Origin of the sequence: Fischerella muscicola PCC 7414 (genome assembly GCF_000317205.1) — a bacterium.
GTDB classification, from domain to species: domain Bacteria; phylum Cyanobacteriota; class Cyanobacteriia; order Cyanobacteriales; family Nostocaceae; genus Fischerella; species Fischerella muscicola.
The window spans coordinates 48,519-65,552 of record NZ_AJLK01000118.1; the positions used below are offsets into that span (position 1 = coordinate 48,519).

Sequence of the window (17,034 nt, forward strand, 5' to 3'; positions counted from 1 at the left end):
TAGGGGTCAAACTATTTTGGATTTTGCGAAAAGTTTGTAGACACGGAGTGGCTTCCCGCTAGGGTGCTAGGGCTTCCGGCGTTAGCGTATCGCGATGGCGAGGCTCAAAGCGTTTCAAGACGGACTTTAAATTGACCTCAATCCAAAATTCGCACTGTCTAGTCAGTTGTTCACTTTTCCCCAAAGTCTAGACTATTCTAAAATCTAAACAGAGAAAAAAGACGTGCAACTGAAAAATGGCGTTCCCGTTTTCATCTCCCCATAGAGAGATTTTCTTATTTTTTCAATAAAAAAATCTAAAATATAAAAAAATACTAATTGATACATTTAGCAAACAAGTACAAGGATATATATATTTATTAATCAAGTTCTGTAAATACTTTTTTGGACTCAAATCAGGCAAAAACTTTGTTTAGCTATTTATATCTCTTTGAGAGATAGCAAGATTTATCTATAAGTTTAGACTTAAACAATTAAAATATTGACTCACTATAAGTAAAGTTTTTTATTTTCCCGATTTGCTAGCGATCTGGGTATGTAACCAACTTGATGGAAATTGCTGTGTAGCGATCGCCCCAACTGGTTGTGTTAATGCTTCTGTCACTGCTGACAAACTTCGCACATCGGTCAACATCCACGCATGAGTCATGACTGGCACAATCACCTCTCGACCCACAGGTACTTGTGAACTATTCGCTGGGAGAATCATCAAATCATAGGGCGTCCAAATAGAGGTAAAATTGATCTGCGAGAGCATCTCAACGTCCTGATTCAAATCTTGTAAAAAAGCACTGTCAGGACGCATCTGCAAACAGCCAACACCTGGATTACAGTAGGCAACCCAAGTACCATTGTGAGGTGAAGAAATGGTAACAAACCTCTGTACTTTATTTATCCCTCCTAGTCGTTGGACATAATAACGGCTGACAATGCCACCCATACTGAAGCCAACTAAATCTATTGGTTGTTGTGGTGCAAAGGTAGTATCAACAAAATCAGCAACTTGCTGTGCCAAACTATCTAAACTGGCATGACCAGTATTAGGAACCAAATCCAGGTCATATACACTCCAACCCCTTTGTGTCAAGTAAGGAATCATTTTGTCAAAAACTCGACCTGTGTCGAAAATGCCATGCACCAATACAACGGGATTACGTCTGTAAGTTAATTTATCCATCTCTAAAATCAGGATCATATAGAATCTAGAAAAAATCTAACTGAGCATTACCACTATCCTCATACTAGCTATGACACTCCTCTCACTGGTTTAAGACCAAGTAGCATTTAACAGTTACCAGTTATCAGTTTCATTACTGGGTAGAAGTCACAAGGGTTTAGTTGATTCGCCTCTGACTTCTGCCTCTCGCCTGTTCCCTTATGTTACGTATAATGAGAGTAAATGTTAAATTTTGTTAAGCTGGCTTTCAGAATGTTGCTCTCATATCCCGAAAAATTTAATAATTAATTTTAAGTATCAACAATTTCAAACCCTTGAGATAAAAAGCTTATAGCATTTTCCAGACCGCCGTTACTTATTTTTGGGCATTTGTAAAAACAAATGATAAACGGTGCTGGAATTAGCTTTTACGCATAACGAAGAGCCTAAAAAAATAATTGATTGCAAAAGTTTGAGGTCAACCTAGCAATAACTCTAAGAAATGTAATAATTTTCTCTAATTTTTAATGAAAGTACTCAAATTTCAGGTATAAAAGACAGGAGAAATTGTAATGTTCGGTTTTATCAAAAATTTAATTACTGGAATTATGAAATTCATCACTGGGCTTCTCCCTGGCAAGAAAAAAGGCAATGGTTATTATCTGGAACTGAAAGAAGAAGCTGAAACTACACCACCAGTTGCTGCGGCTAAAGCTGCTGCTGAAAAAGTTGCTGCTGTTGCAAAGAGTGCAGCCGATAAAGTCACTGAGCTAACTGAGAGTGAAGCTGATAAAGCCGTTGCTGAAACTAATGGTGCGAAACAATCACCAGCACCAGTTGCAGCTGCTCCAGAAACATCTAACGGAGCAAAAGATGTTAAGAAACCTTCTCGTAAAACCTCAATTAAATCAGCGAAAAAAGCTAAAGCAGAAGCTAAGCCTGATCCCACTCAGGTTGAGTTAGTACAGACAGCTGAAGGTGTGACAGTAGAGGTCAAAGAAGACAAAGCACCCGCAGTTGCAGCTAAGGCGCAGCCAACAGAAACAACCTTCGCACCCAAGTACTTGATGCCTACTAGTACAAATGGTCGTCGTCGTCCCGGAGCGAATATGAATTCTTTCCTAGAGATGGCGCGTCAGGTGAAGACCCCTGCGAGCAAATCAAAATAAGTAGGTCGTCATTTGTCATTTGTCATTGGTTATTGGGTAGGGGCAAAGCATTTGTACTAGTAAATTCAGTTTTGATATCAAGATACACATACAAATGCTTTGCCCTTACAGGCTTATTTACTTCTCGTAACTCGCATTACGCTTGTTTCCACTTACCTAATTAACAAAAGCAAAATTAGATTTTAAGAATAGTAGGTGAAAAACACCTACTATTTTTTTCTATTTATGCTTCTGCATAAAGAAAAGCTAATCCACTATATAAATGAAAGGCTGAGTCCCAATTAGTTTTTTCTTGGCGAAATAGATGTATGTGAGATTGAATCTTATTCAGCAGTTCTGTTTGATCTAATGCTGTTTCTGCAAATGGTGTGAAGTCTGACCAAATTTTAACTTGAGATAATTCTTGATTAAGAAAGCTCAGTAGATTATTCCAGTTGATTCTAATAGTATTTTGACTAGACTGAGAAGTAATTCTTATCCCTTGCTGAAATTTGTAACCATGATCATAAAGTCGCAGAATACAACGTCTTTTTGGTAGATGTAAATCGCAAAATTGAAAATAATCTTGGGTTTGAGTTTTCCGTTCTAATTGGCGACGGGCATTAACATCTACGACTTCTTCAAAAATTGGTAAGATTCCCTGTACCCGTCCTTTGACTTCTTGCCAATCAAAGCTGAGAGAACCAAGTTGATGAGCTTGATTGCGACAAATAACAGTAGCTGTGGACGTTGATTCTGTAAAATATTCGACATGAAAAACTTGAATTTTGGCTATATCATTTAATTTTGCCCAAAAACAAGAAATACCTGCATTCTTTAACTGTTCACCATAATATTTGAGTTCTCCGACTGCACCACTACGATATAAACGCCAACCGCGACTAGGCAGGAGTAAGCGGGCGCTATAGGAGTCTAGTTGCATTATCTGAGCAAATTTTGGTGCCGCTTGGGTTTTCAGTTCATTACTGATGGGTTCTAAAATTAATACACCTAGTTCAGCATCATCAGGATGAACCGTTGCATGAGCGATCGCGCGGATTCTTTCTTCCTGCTCTATTTCCGACAGTCGCTGCAATCCTTGTCTAGCTTGGGTAATAATTTTAGCATTAGTTGTATCTTGCAGCAGTCGTCGATAGACTTTTTCCGCCTTTTGCCGTTTTCCAGATACTTCATATAGGCGTCCGATATAAAATTGCACCCAAGGGTCTTTCGGTGATTTTTTTGATAATTCTTTAAGTAACTTTGCGGCTTTTTTATAGTCTTTTTCTTGAAAAGCAATAGCAACCTGCTCAATCATATATAAATTTTAAATTTATAATTTTATACATCCTTTATATCTCATGAGCAGCTGCAACCAAGGATAAAGCAACAATTGGCGCTGTCACAGCCCTGAGAATGCGCCTTCCCAAAGAAACAGGTTGGAATCCAGCCTTAATTGCATCCTCAATTTCTGTTTCCGTCCATCCTCCCTCCGGGCCAGTCGCAATTACAATTGTTTTCTCGTTATTAAAATTACTCTCCCCATCTTCTTTCTTTTCTAAGCAACTGAGCAAATGCGGATAATCACCACGCGCCTCGCAAATATATTTCTCGTTAGCCACCATTGACAAACTACTACTAAAAGGTACTGGCTCGAGAATTGTCGGTACTGTAGTTCGTTCTGATTGTTCCGCAGCTTCCTTCGCAATCCGCCGCCAGCGTTCTAATTTTTGGGGGCTGGGATTTAGCAAAGTGCGATCGCTTACCACTGGAGCAAAACAAGTTACACCTAACTCCGTGCAATTCCGGACAATTTCATCAAATCCACTTCCTTTCGGCAAGGCTACAATCAAGGTTATGGCTATGGTTAACTCGGTTTCTACGGAAATCAATTGTAAAACTTGTGCTTCCGTACCTGCTAGCTGTGCCAACCACCATTTACCCATACCATCCATAGCGATAAAGCGATCGCCCGACTGAAGACGCAACACCCGACAAAGATAATGTTGTTGTTCAGCAGTCAGAGTAATGTCTTGATTGTGGAATTGAGAAGATGCGATCGTGATTCGTTGTAGTTGTGGCATTGCTAACAGACATTTGCATCAACAAGTATAGTAATCCGATTTGATTTGGTGAACTTACTCGTGAAGTCAGGGAACAGGGAACAGGAAATACAGCTTCTATCGGTGTTCATCTGTGTTCCATGAGTGTTCGCTTTTATTCCCACACCCAACTGCAAACCGCTATAGTTTTTCTGAGAAATCAAAATTGCCTAAATTCAGAATAATGCCTCAAAAATCCTCCTGTATTTTTCTACTATTATTTTTTAGTATCCACATCAGTATCCACATCGGTATCAACCAACAACCAGTAAAAGCACAAACACCCACACCAACAGCACCAATTTGCCCAGCCCAGCTAAAAACCACTATCGATGCTGTCACCAATCGTCCTCTCTTCAGTCGAGTACGCTGGGGAATTTTAATTCAAAATCTTGGCTCCAACCAAACACTCTACAGTCAAGATGCCCAGAAATATTTTACTCCTGCTTCCAACACCAAGCTCCTGACCACCGCAGCAGCATTGCTACAACTGGGTGAAAATTATCGCTTTCGCACATCTATATATAGAGGTAGCAATAATTTTTTTTATGTTGTGGGTAGAGGAGATCCTAGTCTCACTGACGCCCAATTAAGAGTATTAGCAAAGCAATTAAAACAAAAAGGTATTAACCAAATTCAGCAGTTGGTAGTAGACGATCGCTACATTCGCGGAGAACTTGTTCCCTCCAGCTGGCAATGGGAAGACATATACTCAGATTACGGCGCACCAGTTGGCAGTGTCATTCTCAATCAAAACACTTTTAGCTTCAACCTGCTACCACAAACCTTGGGTAAACCTGCACTCATCTCGTGGACAGATGCTAATGAAGCCAAACAGTGGCGGGTAATTAATCAATCAGTGACAACTGCACAAAATCAACCAATTTCCATCAACGTCACCCGGGAATTATCGGGAAATGTGTTGCGAATTCAAGGACAACTCGCCGCAAATTCTCAACCTTATTTAGTGACTTTGCCAGTAGTTGACCCCAATTATTACTTTTTGCGGCGCTTTCGCAGTGCTTTAGCAGCCGAAAAAATCACTTTGGGACGGACATCAGTAGGAATTTATGCTAATAATCAACAGGAAGTAGCAGCAGTACTTTCCCCACCTTTATCTCAATTGTTAGTAGAAATAAATCAGAATAGCAATAATCTTTATGCTGAAGCATTGTTGAGGGCATTAGCGATCAAAAAAACCCCACTTCCCAATCAAGCTACAGCAGATGCAGCGTTGGAAGTTTTGAAAACAACTTTAACTCAGATGGAAGTTAATTCTTCTAGTTATGCTTTGGTAGATGGTTCTGGCTTGTCTCGTAAAAACTTAATTAGTCCAGAAGCATTAGTACAAACTTTGCAAGCGATGGCGCAGTCACCGCAAGCAGCTGTTTTTCGTGCTTCCTTACCTGTAGCAGGTGTGAGTGGCACTTTAAAAAACCGCTTTCAAAATACACCAGCAGCAGGAATTGTCCAGGCAAAAACTGGAACTCTAACTGGTGCTATCTCCCTTTCGGGCTACATAAATCCACCAAAATACGCCCCTTTGGTTTTTAGTATTATCGTCAATCAAACCGAACAACCTGCCAGCATTGTACGTAAAGCAATGGATGAAATAGTTGTGTCGTTAGCACAGTTGCAACGTTGTCAATGAATTTTTCTTTCTTTGTATGAAACCACCCTGGTTTCGCTGAGGGTTGGGGTTCTTTCTATTTTTGCAAGAAGTCTACTAATGACAAATGACAATTGACACTAACTAACTTTAAATTTCGCCACTGCTGCTTGCAATTCTTGGGAAATTGCTACAGTTTCTTGCAGCGACTGAGAAATTTTGCGTGAAGAGTTACTAGTAGTATCTGACACGTATGAAATTTCTGTAACTAATTTAGTTACTGCTTGTGATGTTTCCACTTGAGATACTGTCGCCTGAGAAATTGATTGTACTAACTCATCTATTTGATAAGTGACACTCAGAATTTGGTTAAGAGAAGTTTTAGCATTTTCCACAATGCGAGAACCTTCGACTACTTGGGTAGTTCCTTGTTCCATTGCTTTGACAACTTCGTTGGTTTCTCGTTGAATGTTTTCGACAATCAGCTTGATTTCTTGAGTAGCGTCAGAACAACGTGCTGCTAGTTCACCAACTTCGTTGGCAACAACTACAAAACCTCGGCTGCTTTCACCAACCTTTGCGGCTTCTAGTCCGGCGTTGACTGCTAACAAGTTGGTTTGCACGGCAATTTCGTTGATCAAGGAAATTATCCGAGAAATTTGTTGCGAAGATTCCCCCAAGCGTCTGACTTTCTTGGCTGTATCATCGATAGTTGAGCGTAAGTTAAAGATTTTTTCTACCGTTATATCCATTGCTGTTTCACCTTCAATGGCTGTACAAGAAGCCGTGTGAGCAATTTCGGCAGCCTTTTGAGCGTTCTGTGCCACATCTGCGATTGAGAGTGTCATGCGCTCAATACTTTTGAGGATGAGATTAATTTCAATAGCTTGTTTGATCGCTTCGTCGCTAAGTTGGCTAATTTCACGTTCGTTTTCACTCAGGGCTGCATTGACAGCTGTTGCAGATATTTTCACTTTTGTCACAATTTCTCTGAGATTTTCAACTATAGAGTTGAAAAAGTTAGCGACAGTACCAATTTCCCCCTCTTTAACTTTCGCATGTACCGTCAAATCACCTTTTGATGCACCTTCGACATCTCGCAGTAGTCTAATGATTTGCTGTTGTAATGCTTCTTTTTGTTGATTATGCTCCATTGCCATCATTTCTGCTTGAGAACGAGCTTTTTCTACCTGGCTGAGCATAAATGCTTGTTCTAGGGCATAGCCAATGGGAATTGCTATTTGCTTAAACAAATCGATCTCTGATGCTTGCCATTGGCGGGGGTTAGAACACTGATGAGCGATCAGTAAGCCATATAGGTTGTTGTTGAGCAAAATCGGCGCTACTAAATTCGCCTTGACTGCAAATGCTTCTAGTTGAGCAATATGGCATCGTGTCAAACCTGCTTCGTAAATATTTGCCAGCGCTTGGACACGGCCTTTTTTATACTTATCAACATAGTCGCGAGCAAAACAGGGATCTGCAATTTCTGCATCCAAAGCACTAGGCCATTCTTCATCAACGCACTCAGCAACTATTTTACCCACCCAGTTTTCATCAAAGCGATAGACTATGACTCTGTCTGCTTTGATGACTTCTCGCAAGCTTGTTACTGCTGCATTTAAGATTTCTGCGGTATTGAGTGAACCACGAACCCTAGAAGTAATGTTATTGATTGTCTCTGCTAGCTTAGCTTCATCTTCTTTGTCGAGAATTTGCTCTGTAAACTTGTCTGCCATTGTGTTAAAACTAACAGCCAATTTACCTATTTCATCATGAGCAAAAATCTCCGCACGGGCAGAGCGATCGCCCGTAGCTAGTTTTTGAGCTGTTTGCTCTAGCTTCTCGATAGGTGTAATAATTGTTTTTCTAATAATCAGTGTCCAAATCAAGGAAATTGCTAACGCAACAATTACAACAACAATTTCTATCCAAAGACTCTGTTGTACCAATTGGTTGAGAGCAGTTTCTGGAGTTCCCCGCACTAGAATAGCGATTGGCTGTTCGCCATATACAGGTACTGCACCATTATCTGTTTCTATGATTTTATTAGGTACAGCTTTGGCTGCCATTGTATAAGTTTGATTACCGACTTTAAGCCGCCCGGTTACTGGTTTTCCTGGTGCTAGGGTTGCTGCTTCGAGTAAAGATTTACCTTCTGCGGGTAATGCTACATTAGGTATGCCTTGATTATTATTCTGAGATTTATCTTGTTCCAGGGCTGTTGCTATAGTAAATTCTCCCGTCTGTTTGCGTAGATAAACAGCACTGTAGCCTCCCTCAGTAGCTTCTAATGTTCCCCTAACAATCGCATCTTTACCATTGACAATATCACCAGAAACTAATGCACCGATAACTACTTTTGTGTTTGGGTCTTTAACAGGTGTTACCGTATAACGAATCAGAGCATCTTCTTGATTAAAACCACTTGGTAAAGGAGGAGATTCTTTACTTAATTCTGACCAACTGACAATTCTGTTAGCTTTTATTTGTCGAGGATTCTCAAAAACCTCACTCACCAAGTTATCAGGATTAAATATTTCCCCTTGACGGTCAGCATTTGCATTGACAATAATCCGCAAATTTTTACCAACAAGTGTGGCATACTCTATTTTTCTGGCCTTAATTTCATTGGCAAGAATTTGCTTTACTTTTGACTTTAAATCAGGGCTGAGTGTTTGACCTGTATTATAAGCAAGAGCAGCTTGAATAATTGCCAAATTGTCCGATTGTCCACGAAAGCCAAACCCCATTTGATTGACTTTGACATTCTTTACACCCTATTTAGCTAGTTCTTAACAGTTGCAATTTCTCAAATTTTGCTGAAATTGCAGATAGATTAAGCTTGATTTACATCTATCATCTTAGGCTAGATTGCTATTTTACGCAACTTGCTAAAAAAACATTATATTAATTTATGCAATAGAAAATTTATATATTTAAAAACTTTGAAAATTCTTCTGTATTTAACCTATCCTTAAGTAGTTGACAAACAAAAAATAAATTTTAAATTTTATAATATAGTGATAGCAACTTCTCTTTTTGAGAATGTCTGACACAAAAAAGAACTAGAAACTTAGAAGCGATCGCCACCTTCATTAACTCTCAAGAAACACAAGGGGGTATAGGGGTGTAAGGGTGTAGGAGAAAAATTGTGTTTCTTTCATATGTTGCTAGTAGTTCACCAAATTGATTTTGACAGTTTAACTAGATCCCCGACTTTTTAAAAAAGTCGGGGATCTGACGTCTTGCAAGGTGTCAAAACTTGTGTGGTAGAGTACTAGTGGTATTGGCCGCTAGTGTAAGGCTTATATCTTGCACCAGGTTTTCATTACCTTCTGCCTCTTTGAAGCTTTGATCGCCCCAAGCCCTAGCTCAAACTTCTCTGTGCCATCTACCTTTCAAGACCTTAGGGGGCTTCGGTGCAATTTTTTGTATCTAAAAGTGGATATAACAAAGCTTTATTAACATCATCATAGTATTAGTGTTGCTAAATACTCGCAACAGTCTATAAATTACTGTAGGAAAGGCTATGACTACAACGCTAGCAACGCCCTATTCCATTGAGTCTTTACTAGGTGAGGAAGCAGAAGACTTACTGACTTACAAAGCCAAAGTTGCTAAGGATTTATTGCATTTACCAGGCCCCGATTTTGTAGATCGAGTATGGGTAAATAGCGATCGCAATCCTCAAGTCTTGCGTAATCTGCAAACACTGTACTCTACCGGCAGACTTGCTTACACTGGCTATCTTTCCATATTGCCAGTAGACCAAGGAATTGAACACTCAGCAGGTGCATCGTTTGCACCCAACCCGATTTACTTTGATCCAGAGAATATTATCAGACTAGCGATCGCCGCTGGTTGTAATGCTGTAGCTACAACTTTAGGAGTGTTGGGTGCAGTTTCACGCAAATATGCTCACAAAATTCCTTTTATTGTCAAACTCAACCACAACGAACTCTTAACTTATCCCAATCAATTTGACCAGATTATGTTCGCTTCTGTCGAACAAGCTTGGAATTTGGGTGCTGTGGCAGTAGGTGCGACAATTTATTTTGGCTCAGAAAACTCTACCAGACAAATTCAGGAAGTAAGCCAAGCTTTTAAACGCGCCCATGAATTGGGAATGGTAACAATTCTCTGGTGCTATCTACGTAATAGCGCTTTTAAACAAGACCAAGACTATCACCTTGCTGCTGATCTGACAGGACAAGCGAATCATTTAGGCGTAACCATAGAAGCTGACATCATAAAACAAAAGCTACCAGAAAATAATAATGGTTATACAGCAGTAGCCCAAGCAACAGGTAAGAGTTACGGCAAAACCGACAAACGGGTTTACACAGACTTGATGACAGACCACCCCATAGATTTAACTCGTTACCAAGTCTTGAATTGTTACTGCGGACGCGCAGGTTTAATTAATTCTGGTGGTGCATCAGGTAAAAACGACTTTGCAGAAGCAGTCCGCACCGCAGTCATTAACAAACGCGCTGGCGGTACAGGCTTAATTTCTGGACGCAAAACATTCCAACGTCCTTTTGAGGAAGGTGTGCAATTATTCCACGCCATCCAAGATGTTTATTTATCCGAAGCAGTGACAATTGCTTGATCGAGGAGGTGGGGAGGTGGGGAGGTGGGGAACTCACCGGCCCCCACTCCCTTGGGGGAGTGGGGATTAGGGGCAATGGGGAGATGGGGAGATGGGGAGTAATAATACTCTCTATATTGTCTTCCTTGTCCCCCAAGTCCTCCCCCAAGTCGTCCCTCTTGTCTCCCTTGTCCCCTTGTCCCCGATCCCCTACTTCTGGGATATTCTGGAAGGGTGAGAATTGGCTGAGTGACGATGAAGCTGGCAGAAAGAGTAAGTCAAGTAACGCCCTCTATAACTTTAGCGATCGCAGCGAAAGCAAAGGCAATGAAGGGCGAAGGTATAGATGTTTGTAGTTTTAGCGCTGGTGAACCGGATTTTGATACCCCAGCACATATTAAAGCTGCCGCCCAAAAAGCGTTGGATGAAGGTAAAACTAAGTATGGGCCTGCTGCTGGAGAACCAAAATTAAGAGAAGCGATCGCCCGCAAGCTAAAAAATGATAATGGTCTTGATTATAAAGCAGAAAATGTCATCGTCACCAATGGCGGTAAGCATTCCCTATTTAATTTAATGCTAGCAGCGATCGAACCAGGTGATGAGGTAATTATCCCCGCTCCCTATTGGTTAAGCTACCCAGAAATGGTGACTTTGGCGGGTGGTGTTTCCGTAATTGTTCCTACAGATGCCACAACAGGATATAAAATTACGCCAGAGCAATTACAAAAATCTATCACACCCAAAACCAAGTTATTTATCCTCAACTCACCATCTAATCCTACGGGTATGGTGTACACGCCAGAGGAAATCAAAGCCTTGGCGGAAGTAGTAGTTGAAGCAGATATCTTTGTTGTCTCTGACGAGATTTACGAAAAAATTCTCTATGACGGTGCAACTCACCTCTGTATCGGTTCCCTGGGAGAAGAAATATTTGCCCGTACAATTGTCAGTAACGGTTTTGCCAAAGGTTACTCAATGACAGGATGGCGCATTGGTTATTTGGCGGGGCCAATAGATGTTATTAAAGCCACAAGCACTATCCAAAGCCATAGTACTTCAAATATATGCACCTTTGCTCAGTATGGTGCGATCGCAGCTTTAGAAAGTTCTCAAGACTGTGTAGAAGAAATGCGCCAGGCCTTTGCTAAACGCCGTCAGGTAATGCTAGAACGACTCAACGCCATCCCTGGCTTGACTTGTCCCAAACCAGACGGTGCATTTTATCTGTTTCCTGATATCAGCAAAACCGGACTGAAATCTCTGCAATTTTGTGACGCTTTACTAGAAGAACAACAAGTAGCAGTCATTCCTGGGATTGCTTTTGGTGCAGATGACAACATTCGCCTCTCCTACGCTACAGATATGGCAACAATTGAAAAGGGTATGGATAGGTTAGAGAAATTTGTCAAGTCGCGAATTTAGTCAAGAAAAGAAAAACAAGATGGGGAATTGGTAATGGGTAATGGGTAATGGGTAATTGGTAATTAAGATACTGATGATTTTCCCATGCCCAAAACCCAATGCCTAATGCCCATGCATCATCCATGGTGGTGAAATTTTTTCATTGCGACTGCCTGCTGCCTTTCCAAAAATATGTATCAATTGATTCTAATTTGTGTTCACACAAGAGTTAGGATTGCTAGATTGCGATAAATTGTAATCAAATCACTCAAAATATTGTTACAAAAACTCATAAATACCGTGTTTCCAACCTCGGTCTTCACACTAGATAATGGTTTAACCTTTATACATCAAGAAATTCCCGACACTCCTGTGGTTGTAGCGGATGTTTGGGTGCGTGCAGGTACTAGACTTGAACCAAGCCCTTGGTTTGGGATGGCTCACTTTTTAGAACACATGATATTTAAAGGAACTGCAAATCTGCCACCAGGAGTATTTGATCAAAAAATTGAAAACAGGGGTGGGGTAGCTAACGCAGTTACTAGTTATGATTATGCCCATTACTCGATCACCACGGCTGTTGCATTCATTGAAGAGATTCTTCCTTACTTGGCAGAACTATTGCAGAATGCGGCGATCCCCGAAGATGAATTTAGCCGTGAACGAGATGTAGTGTTAGAAGAGATTCGCTCTTGCCAAGATGACCCTGATTGGATAGGATTTCAAGCATTACTCCAGAGTATTTACCAACACCATCCTTACGGACGTTCGGTGTTGGGTACAGAACGAGAACTGATGCAGCACTCACCAGAGGACATGCGCTGCTTTCACCGCACTTATTACCAACCCGAAAATATCACGGTGGTAATCGTTGGGGGAATCAGCCAGGAAGTAGCTCTAGAATTAGTTAGTCGTAAGTTTAACAGCTTTGGCGATCGCTGTTGTGAGTGTCCACCGACAGAGGAAGTAGCAAAACCAATCATCGCCGGAATTCGCCGTCAACAGTTAGAGTTACCCCGCTTAGGACAAGCGCGATTGATGATGGCGTGGACTGGGCCGGGAGTCGAACAACTCCGCAGCGCTTACGGATTGGATTTACTCTCAGTTTTACTAGCAGAAGGGCGGACATCACGCTTAGTCCGGGACTTGCGGGAAGAACAACAATTAGTGCAGGGTATATGCAGTAATTTCTCTCTCCAAAAAGATGCAAGTTTATTTACGATTACTGCTTGGTTAGAACCAGAAAACCTGGAACGTGTCGAGTCCTTAATTCGTCTACACCTAGAGGATTTACTAACTAATGGTATTTCCCCCCAGGAACTAACTCGCTGTCAACGCCTGTTGTGTAATGATTTTGCATTCTCCACAGAAACGCCCAATCAACTAGCAGGATTGTATGGATATTACAACACCATCGCCGAAGTAGAATTAGCGATGACATATCCAGAAAAAATCCAGTCCTATGATACTCAACAACTGCAAAAATTAGCACAAGAGTATCTTTCACCCAATCATTACGCAGTTACTGTATTAAAACCATGTTAGTTTTTGTTATTTGTTGTGTGTTGTTTGTTGTTTGGAAAAACCACTAACAACCAACCACCAACAACCAACAACCCTTCGGGTTCGCCAGTCCCCCTACCCTTACCTTAAGCCCTCCGGGTTCGCAGTCGCTCATGGGGGAAACCCCCTGCGTAAGAGTCGCTGTCTCACCACTTCGTGTCTACGTGACGGAGACCGCCTTTTTGGGGGGCTGGTCTCACCAACAACCAACCACCAACCACCAACCACTCAAAAATGACCACTCCCCTAAAAAAATCTCACATTCACCGTACAGTCTTAGATAATGGCATAGTATTACTCCTGACAGAAAATCCCACAGCAGATATCATTGCGGCGCGGATTTTTATTCGTGCGGGTAGTTGTTACGAAAACCGGGAACAAGCAGGATTGGCACATTTGCTGTCTGCGGTATTAACAAAAGGATGTGAGGGACTCTCCAGTTTGCAAATCGCTGAACAAGTGGAGTCTATAGGGGCTAATTTAAGCGCTGATACTGCTGCTGATTATTTTCAGCTGTCTTTGAAGACAGTCACGGCAGATTTTGTTGATATTTTGACACTAGCAGCAAAAATATTGCGATCGCCTACTTTTCCAGAAACAGAAGTCGAACTAGAACGACGCATCGCCCTACAAGATATACGTTCTCAAAAAGAACATCCCTTCACTGTCGCCTTTGATCAACTACGCCAGGTGATGTACCAAGATCATCCTTATGCTATGTCAGCATTGGGGAATGAATCAACCATGAGTCGCATCACCTGTGCAGATTTATTACAGTTTCACCAGACTTATTTTCGTCCAGATAACCTGGTGATTAGTATTGCCGGTCGCATCACCCTAGATGATGCTGTTGCAGTGGTAGAAAAAGTATTTGGTGATTGGCAACCACCTGCTGCTACGCCATTACCCACACTAAATTTACCAAATATCACCATCCAGCCACAACAGGTGATTGTACCCCAACAGACCCAACAATCAATTGTTATGCTGGGTTACATGGCTACAGCAGTCAATTCTCCTGACTACGCTGCTTTGAAGTTATTATCTACATACTTGGGCAATGGACTTTCCAGTCGGTTATTTGTGGAATTGCGAGAAAAGCGGGGCTTAGCTTACGAAGTATCCGCCTTCTACCCCACACGGCTTTTTCCTGCCACATTTGTAGTGTATATGGGCACATCTCCCGAAAATACTCAAATTGCCCTGTCTGGACTACAAACAGAAGTAGATTTACTTTATACCAGTCCACTTACAGAAGTAGCATTACAAGCAGCAAAAAATAAAATCTTAGGGCAATACGCTTTAGGCAAGCAAACTAATGGACAACTAGCCCAAATCTATGGCTGGTACGAAATTTTGGGACTGGGAATTGAATTTGATCAAAAATTCCAGGAACTGATTACCAATGTTAACGCTGAGGATGCGATGACAGTAGCTTCTCGGTATTTACAGAAACCTTACGTATCTTTAGTTGGTCAAGAAGAAGCAGTTAAATCAGTCAACAGTCAACAGTGTAGACGCGCAAGCGGCTTCCCGTAGGGTACAGTTATCAGGCATATGATGTGGTGTTACAGCAATTAAGTCGTTAGGGGCTTATACTTATTGACGAAACTGATAACTGATCACTGATTACTGATAACTGTTAAAGATGCAGTTATTTAGTAGCAAATATCATAATTTTTGCTCTTGCATTTTATCACCTTTTGCCTTATAGAGTATTACCATGAACTTTACCGAGGGCAGAGTTCCATGACAGCCAGATTCTTTGGCTACTTAAGTTCGCTAAACCAGTTTGGAAAATGCTGTTTACCTAAACAGAAGCAGGGGCATAAATTGTTAATAGGAATCAGATTACTGCTATTTTCCTCTGCACCTATGCTGTTTGCCTCCTCTGTTGTACCAGCAGTTGCAGCACCACTAGAAATTGCCCAAATCGCCCAAGTCAGCATCAATCGTCCTAATTTGCAACTAGGTAGTCAAGGACAACCTGTATCGGAACTACAAGCAGCACTCAAACTTTTAGGCTACTACACAGGTGCAGTAGACGGAAATTATAACCAAGCAACAGCCAAAGCAGTTTCCCAGTTTCAACAAGCTGCTGGCTTAAATCCCAATGGTATTGTTGATGCTATTACTTGGCAAAGACTTTTTCCTGGTGAAGCGATCGCATCGTCCACTGCTTCTACCACTGCTGTCACCAACTCAGCCAGTAACTTTCCGGTTCCAACTCAAGTTCTCAACAACTCCACAACAACTACAACTCAGACAGCGAATAATTCCACCGCAACTACAACTCAGATTGCGAATAATTCTACAGTACTTACCACCACTCCCGAACCAAAACCTGCCACCCCACCTAAACAAACAACATCTACTAATTCTCAGAAAAAAACTGTTACCCAATCATCATCTACTCGTACTCAGCAAAACACCCGTTCCCAATCTACTAAACGCACCCAACAAAGCACCCGTTCCCAATCTACTAAACGCACTCAGTCAACTCCACGTTTTGAGAAGATTCCTGGTGTGCAATACACTTCCAAAGGATACCCTATCTTGCGCCCAGGCATGAGTAATGCTGAAGTCAGAAGATTACAACTGAGACTGCGAAAACTCGGCTACCTCGAAAGTGCTGCGGATGGCGACTTTGGCAAAGAAACTGAAATAGCAGTTAAAGCTTTGCAAAGACGCTATGGTATTCAACCTGATGGTGTTGTAGGTGGTGAAACTTGGGAAGTTTTGCTACGGCGACGTTAGTTTTTCAACCCTAGTCTCTCACTCAAGATTGATGTAGAAGCCCCAATTCAATTTCGACAATTGTAAAAAACCTGCAAATCTTTTCTAGGTAAAAGCAATTGTTGATTTGCTGTTCGTACTAATAATTGGAGGCAAAATGAATCCTGAGCAATATTATGACCCAAATACACCAGGATCTTCAACTCATGGCAGTGGAGAAATTAACATAGATGCAGGCCCAGATACTTCTCGTGCAGATGATACTGTAGGAACTGCTAAGTTGCAACAATCAGATTTAAATGATTCTAGCCACGAATGTGACAATGCTGATGTAGCGATTACTGAACCTTTCAACGATAATCAAGATGAGAACTTTGTTGATCGTCAAATGGGAATTATTGGTCGTACGGCAGGATAATAACATCATCATTCTGAGTCAGGTAAAAAAGAGTCTATCGTGGAAAATAGGCTCTTTTTTAATTATTTTATTACCTCTAAAAAGTCGGGTAACTGTCCCAAGTTATAGATATAATTAGTTATCAGTATTTAGATACAAATTTAATTTTACTTGCTAAAAAATCGCAAAATGTTCGTAGTAAACGCTTTAGCATTTATCACCTAATTTTGAATTGAAGCAACTAGAGCATTACTAGAACATTCGTGAAAGACAAGATCCCCGACTTCTTAAAGAAGTCGGGGATCTTGGGCTTGCAATTGTCATAAAT

General features: G+C 41.2%; 12 protein-coding genes. 8 read left to right on the forward strand and 4 right to left on the reverse strand.

Translation table 11 applies throughout. The features are described 5' to 3' along the window. Positions 1–505: 505 nt before the first annotated feature. Positions 506–1,177, reverse strand: a complete 672-nt coding sequence (locus UYI_RS0118845) for an esterase/lipase family protein (RefSeq protein ID WP_026086042.1) — start codon at positions 1,175–1,177, stop codon at positions 506–508. Positions 1,178–1,728: 551 nt separating this feature from the next. Here UYI_RS0118845 and UYI_RS0118850 point away from each other — a divergent pair. Continuing rightward, the gene (locus UYI_RS0118850; protein WP_016868221.1) at positions 1,729–2,325 is read left to right on the forward strand and encodes a hypothetical protein; all 597 of its coding nucleotides are present in this window, start codon (positions 1,729–1,731) and stop codon (positions 2,323–2,325) included. Between the two features lie 223 nt (positions 2,326–2,548). On the opposite strand, the gene UYI_RS0118855 is transcribed toward UYI_RS0118850, so the two are convergent. Continuing rightward, entirely contained in the window at positions 2,549–3,622 is a 1,074-nt protein-coding gene (locus tag UYI_RS0118855) for a tetratricopeptide repeat protein (RefSeq protein ID WP_016868222.1), read from the reverse strand. A gap of 34 nt (positions 3,623–3,656) precedes the next feature. After that, positions 3,657–4,388, reverse strand: a complete 732-nt coding sequence (locus tag UYI_RS0118860; RefSeq protein WP_016868223.1) for a 16S rRNA (uracil(1498)-N(3))-methyltransferase — start codon at positions 4,386–4,388, stop codon at positions 3,657–3,659. Positions 4,389–4,590: 202 nt separating this feature from the next. Here UYI_RS0118860 and dacB point away from each other — a divergent pair, with 202 nt between their 5' ends. Beyond that, complete coding sequence (dacB, locus tag UYI_RS0118865) at positions 4,591–6,057, forward strand: D-alanyl-D-alanine carboxypeptidase/D-alanyl-D-alanine endopeptidase (RefSeq protein ID WP_016868224.1); 1,467 nt, start codon at positions 4,591–4,593, stop codon at positions 6,055–6,057. A gap of 98 nt (positions 6,058–6,155) precedes the next feature. Here dacB and UYI_RS32895 read toward each other — a convergent pair whose 3' ends face one another. After that, positions 6,156–8,768 (reverse strand): methyl-accepting chemotaxis protein, encoded by a 2,613-nt coding sequence (locus UYI_RS32895; protein ID WP_016868225.1) that lies wholly within the window; start codon positions 8,766–8,768, stop codon positions 6,156–6,158. Between the two features lie 779 nt (positions 8,769–9,547). Here UYI_RS32895 and UYI_RS0118875 point away from each other — a divergent pair. The 6 genes from UYI_RS0118875 (at position 9,548) to UYI_RS0118900 (ending at position 16,727) form a co-directional block, all read left to right on the forward strand. Further along, positions 9,548–10,630, forward strand: a complete 1,083-nt coding sequence (locus UYI_RS0118875; protein WP_016868226.1) for a class I fructose-bisphosphate aldolase — start codon at positions 9,548–9,550, stop codon at positions 10,628–10,630. Positions 10,631–10,864: 234 nt separating this feature from the next. Next, on the forward strand, positions 10,865–12,031 hold the full coding sequence (locus UYI_RS0118880) for a pyridoxal phosphate-dependent aminotransferase (protein WP_016868227.1): 1,167 nt from the start codon (positions 10,865–10,867) through the stop codon (positions 12,029–12,031). 279 nt (positions 12,032–12,310) lie between these two features. After that, positions 12,311–13,555 (forward strand): M16 family metallopeptidase, encoded by a 1,245-nt coding sequence (locus UYI_RS0118885; RefSeq protein ID WP_016868228.1) that lies wholly within the window; start codon positions 12,311–12,313, stop codon positions 13,553–13,555. Between the two features lie 252 nt (positions 13,556–13,807). Beyond that, entirely contained in the window at positions 13,808–15,112 is a 1,305-nt protein-coding gene (locus UYI_RS32900) for a M16 family metallopeptidase (protein ID WP_016868229.1), read from the forward strand. Positions 15,113–15,322: 210 nt separating this feature from the next. Next, positions 15,323–16,330 carry a peptidoglycan-binding protein gene (locus tag UYI_RS0118895; protein WP_016868230.1) on the forward strand — a complete coding sequence of 336 codons (1,008 nt, stop codon included), beginning with the start codon at positions 15,323–15,325 and terminating at the stop codon, positions 16,328–16,330. 136 nt (positions 16,331–16,466) lie between these two features. After that, positions 16,467–16,727, forward strand: a complete 261-nt coding sequence (locus tag UYI_RS0118900; RefSeq protein WP_016868231.1) for a hypothetical protein — start codon at positions 16,467–16,469, stop codon at positions 16,725–16,727. Positions 16,728–17,034 lie beyond the last annotated feature (307 nt).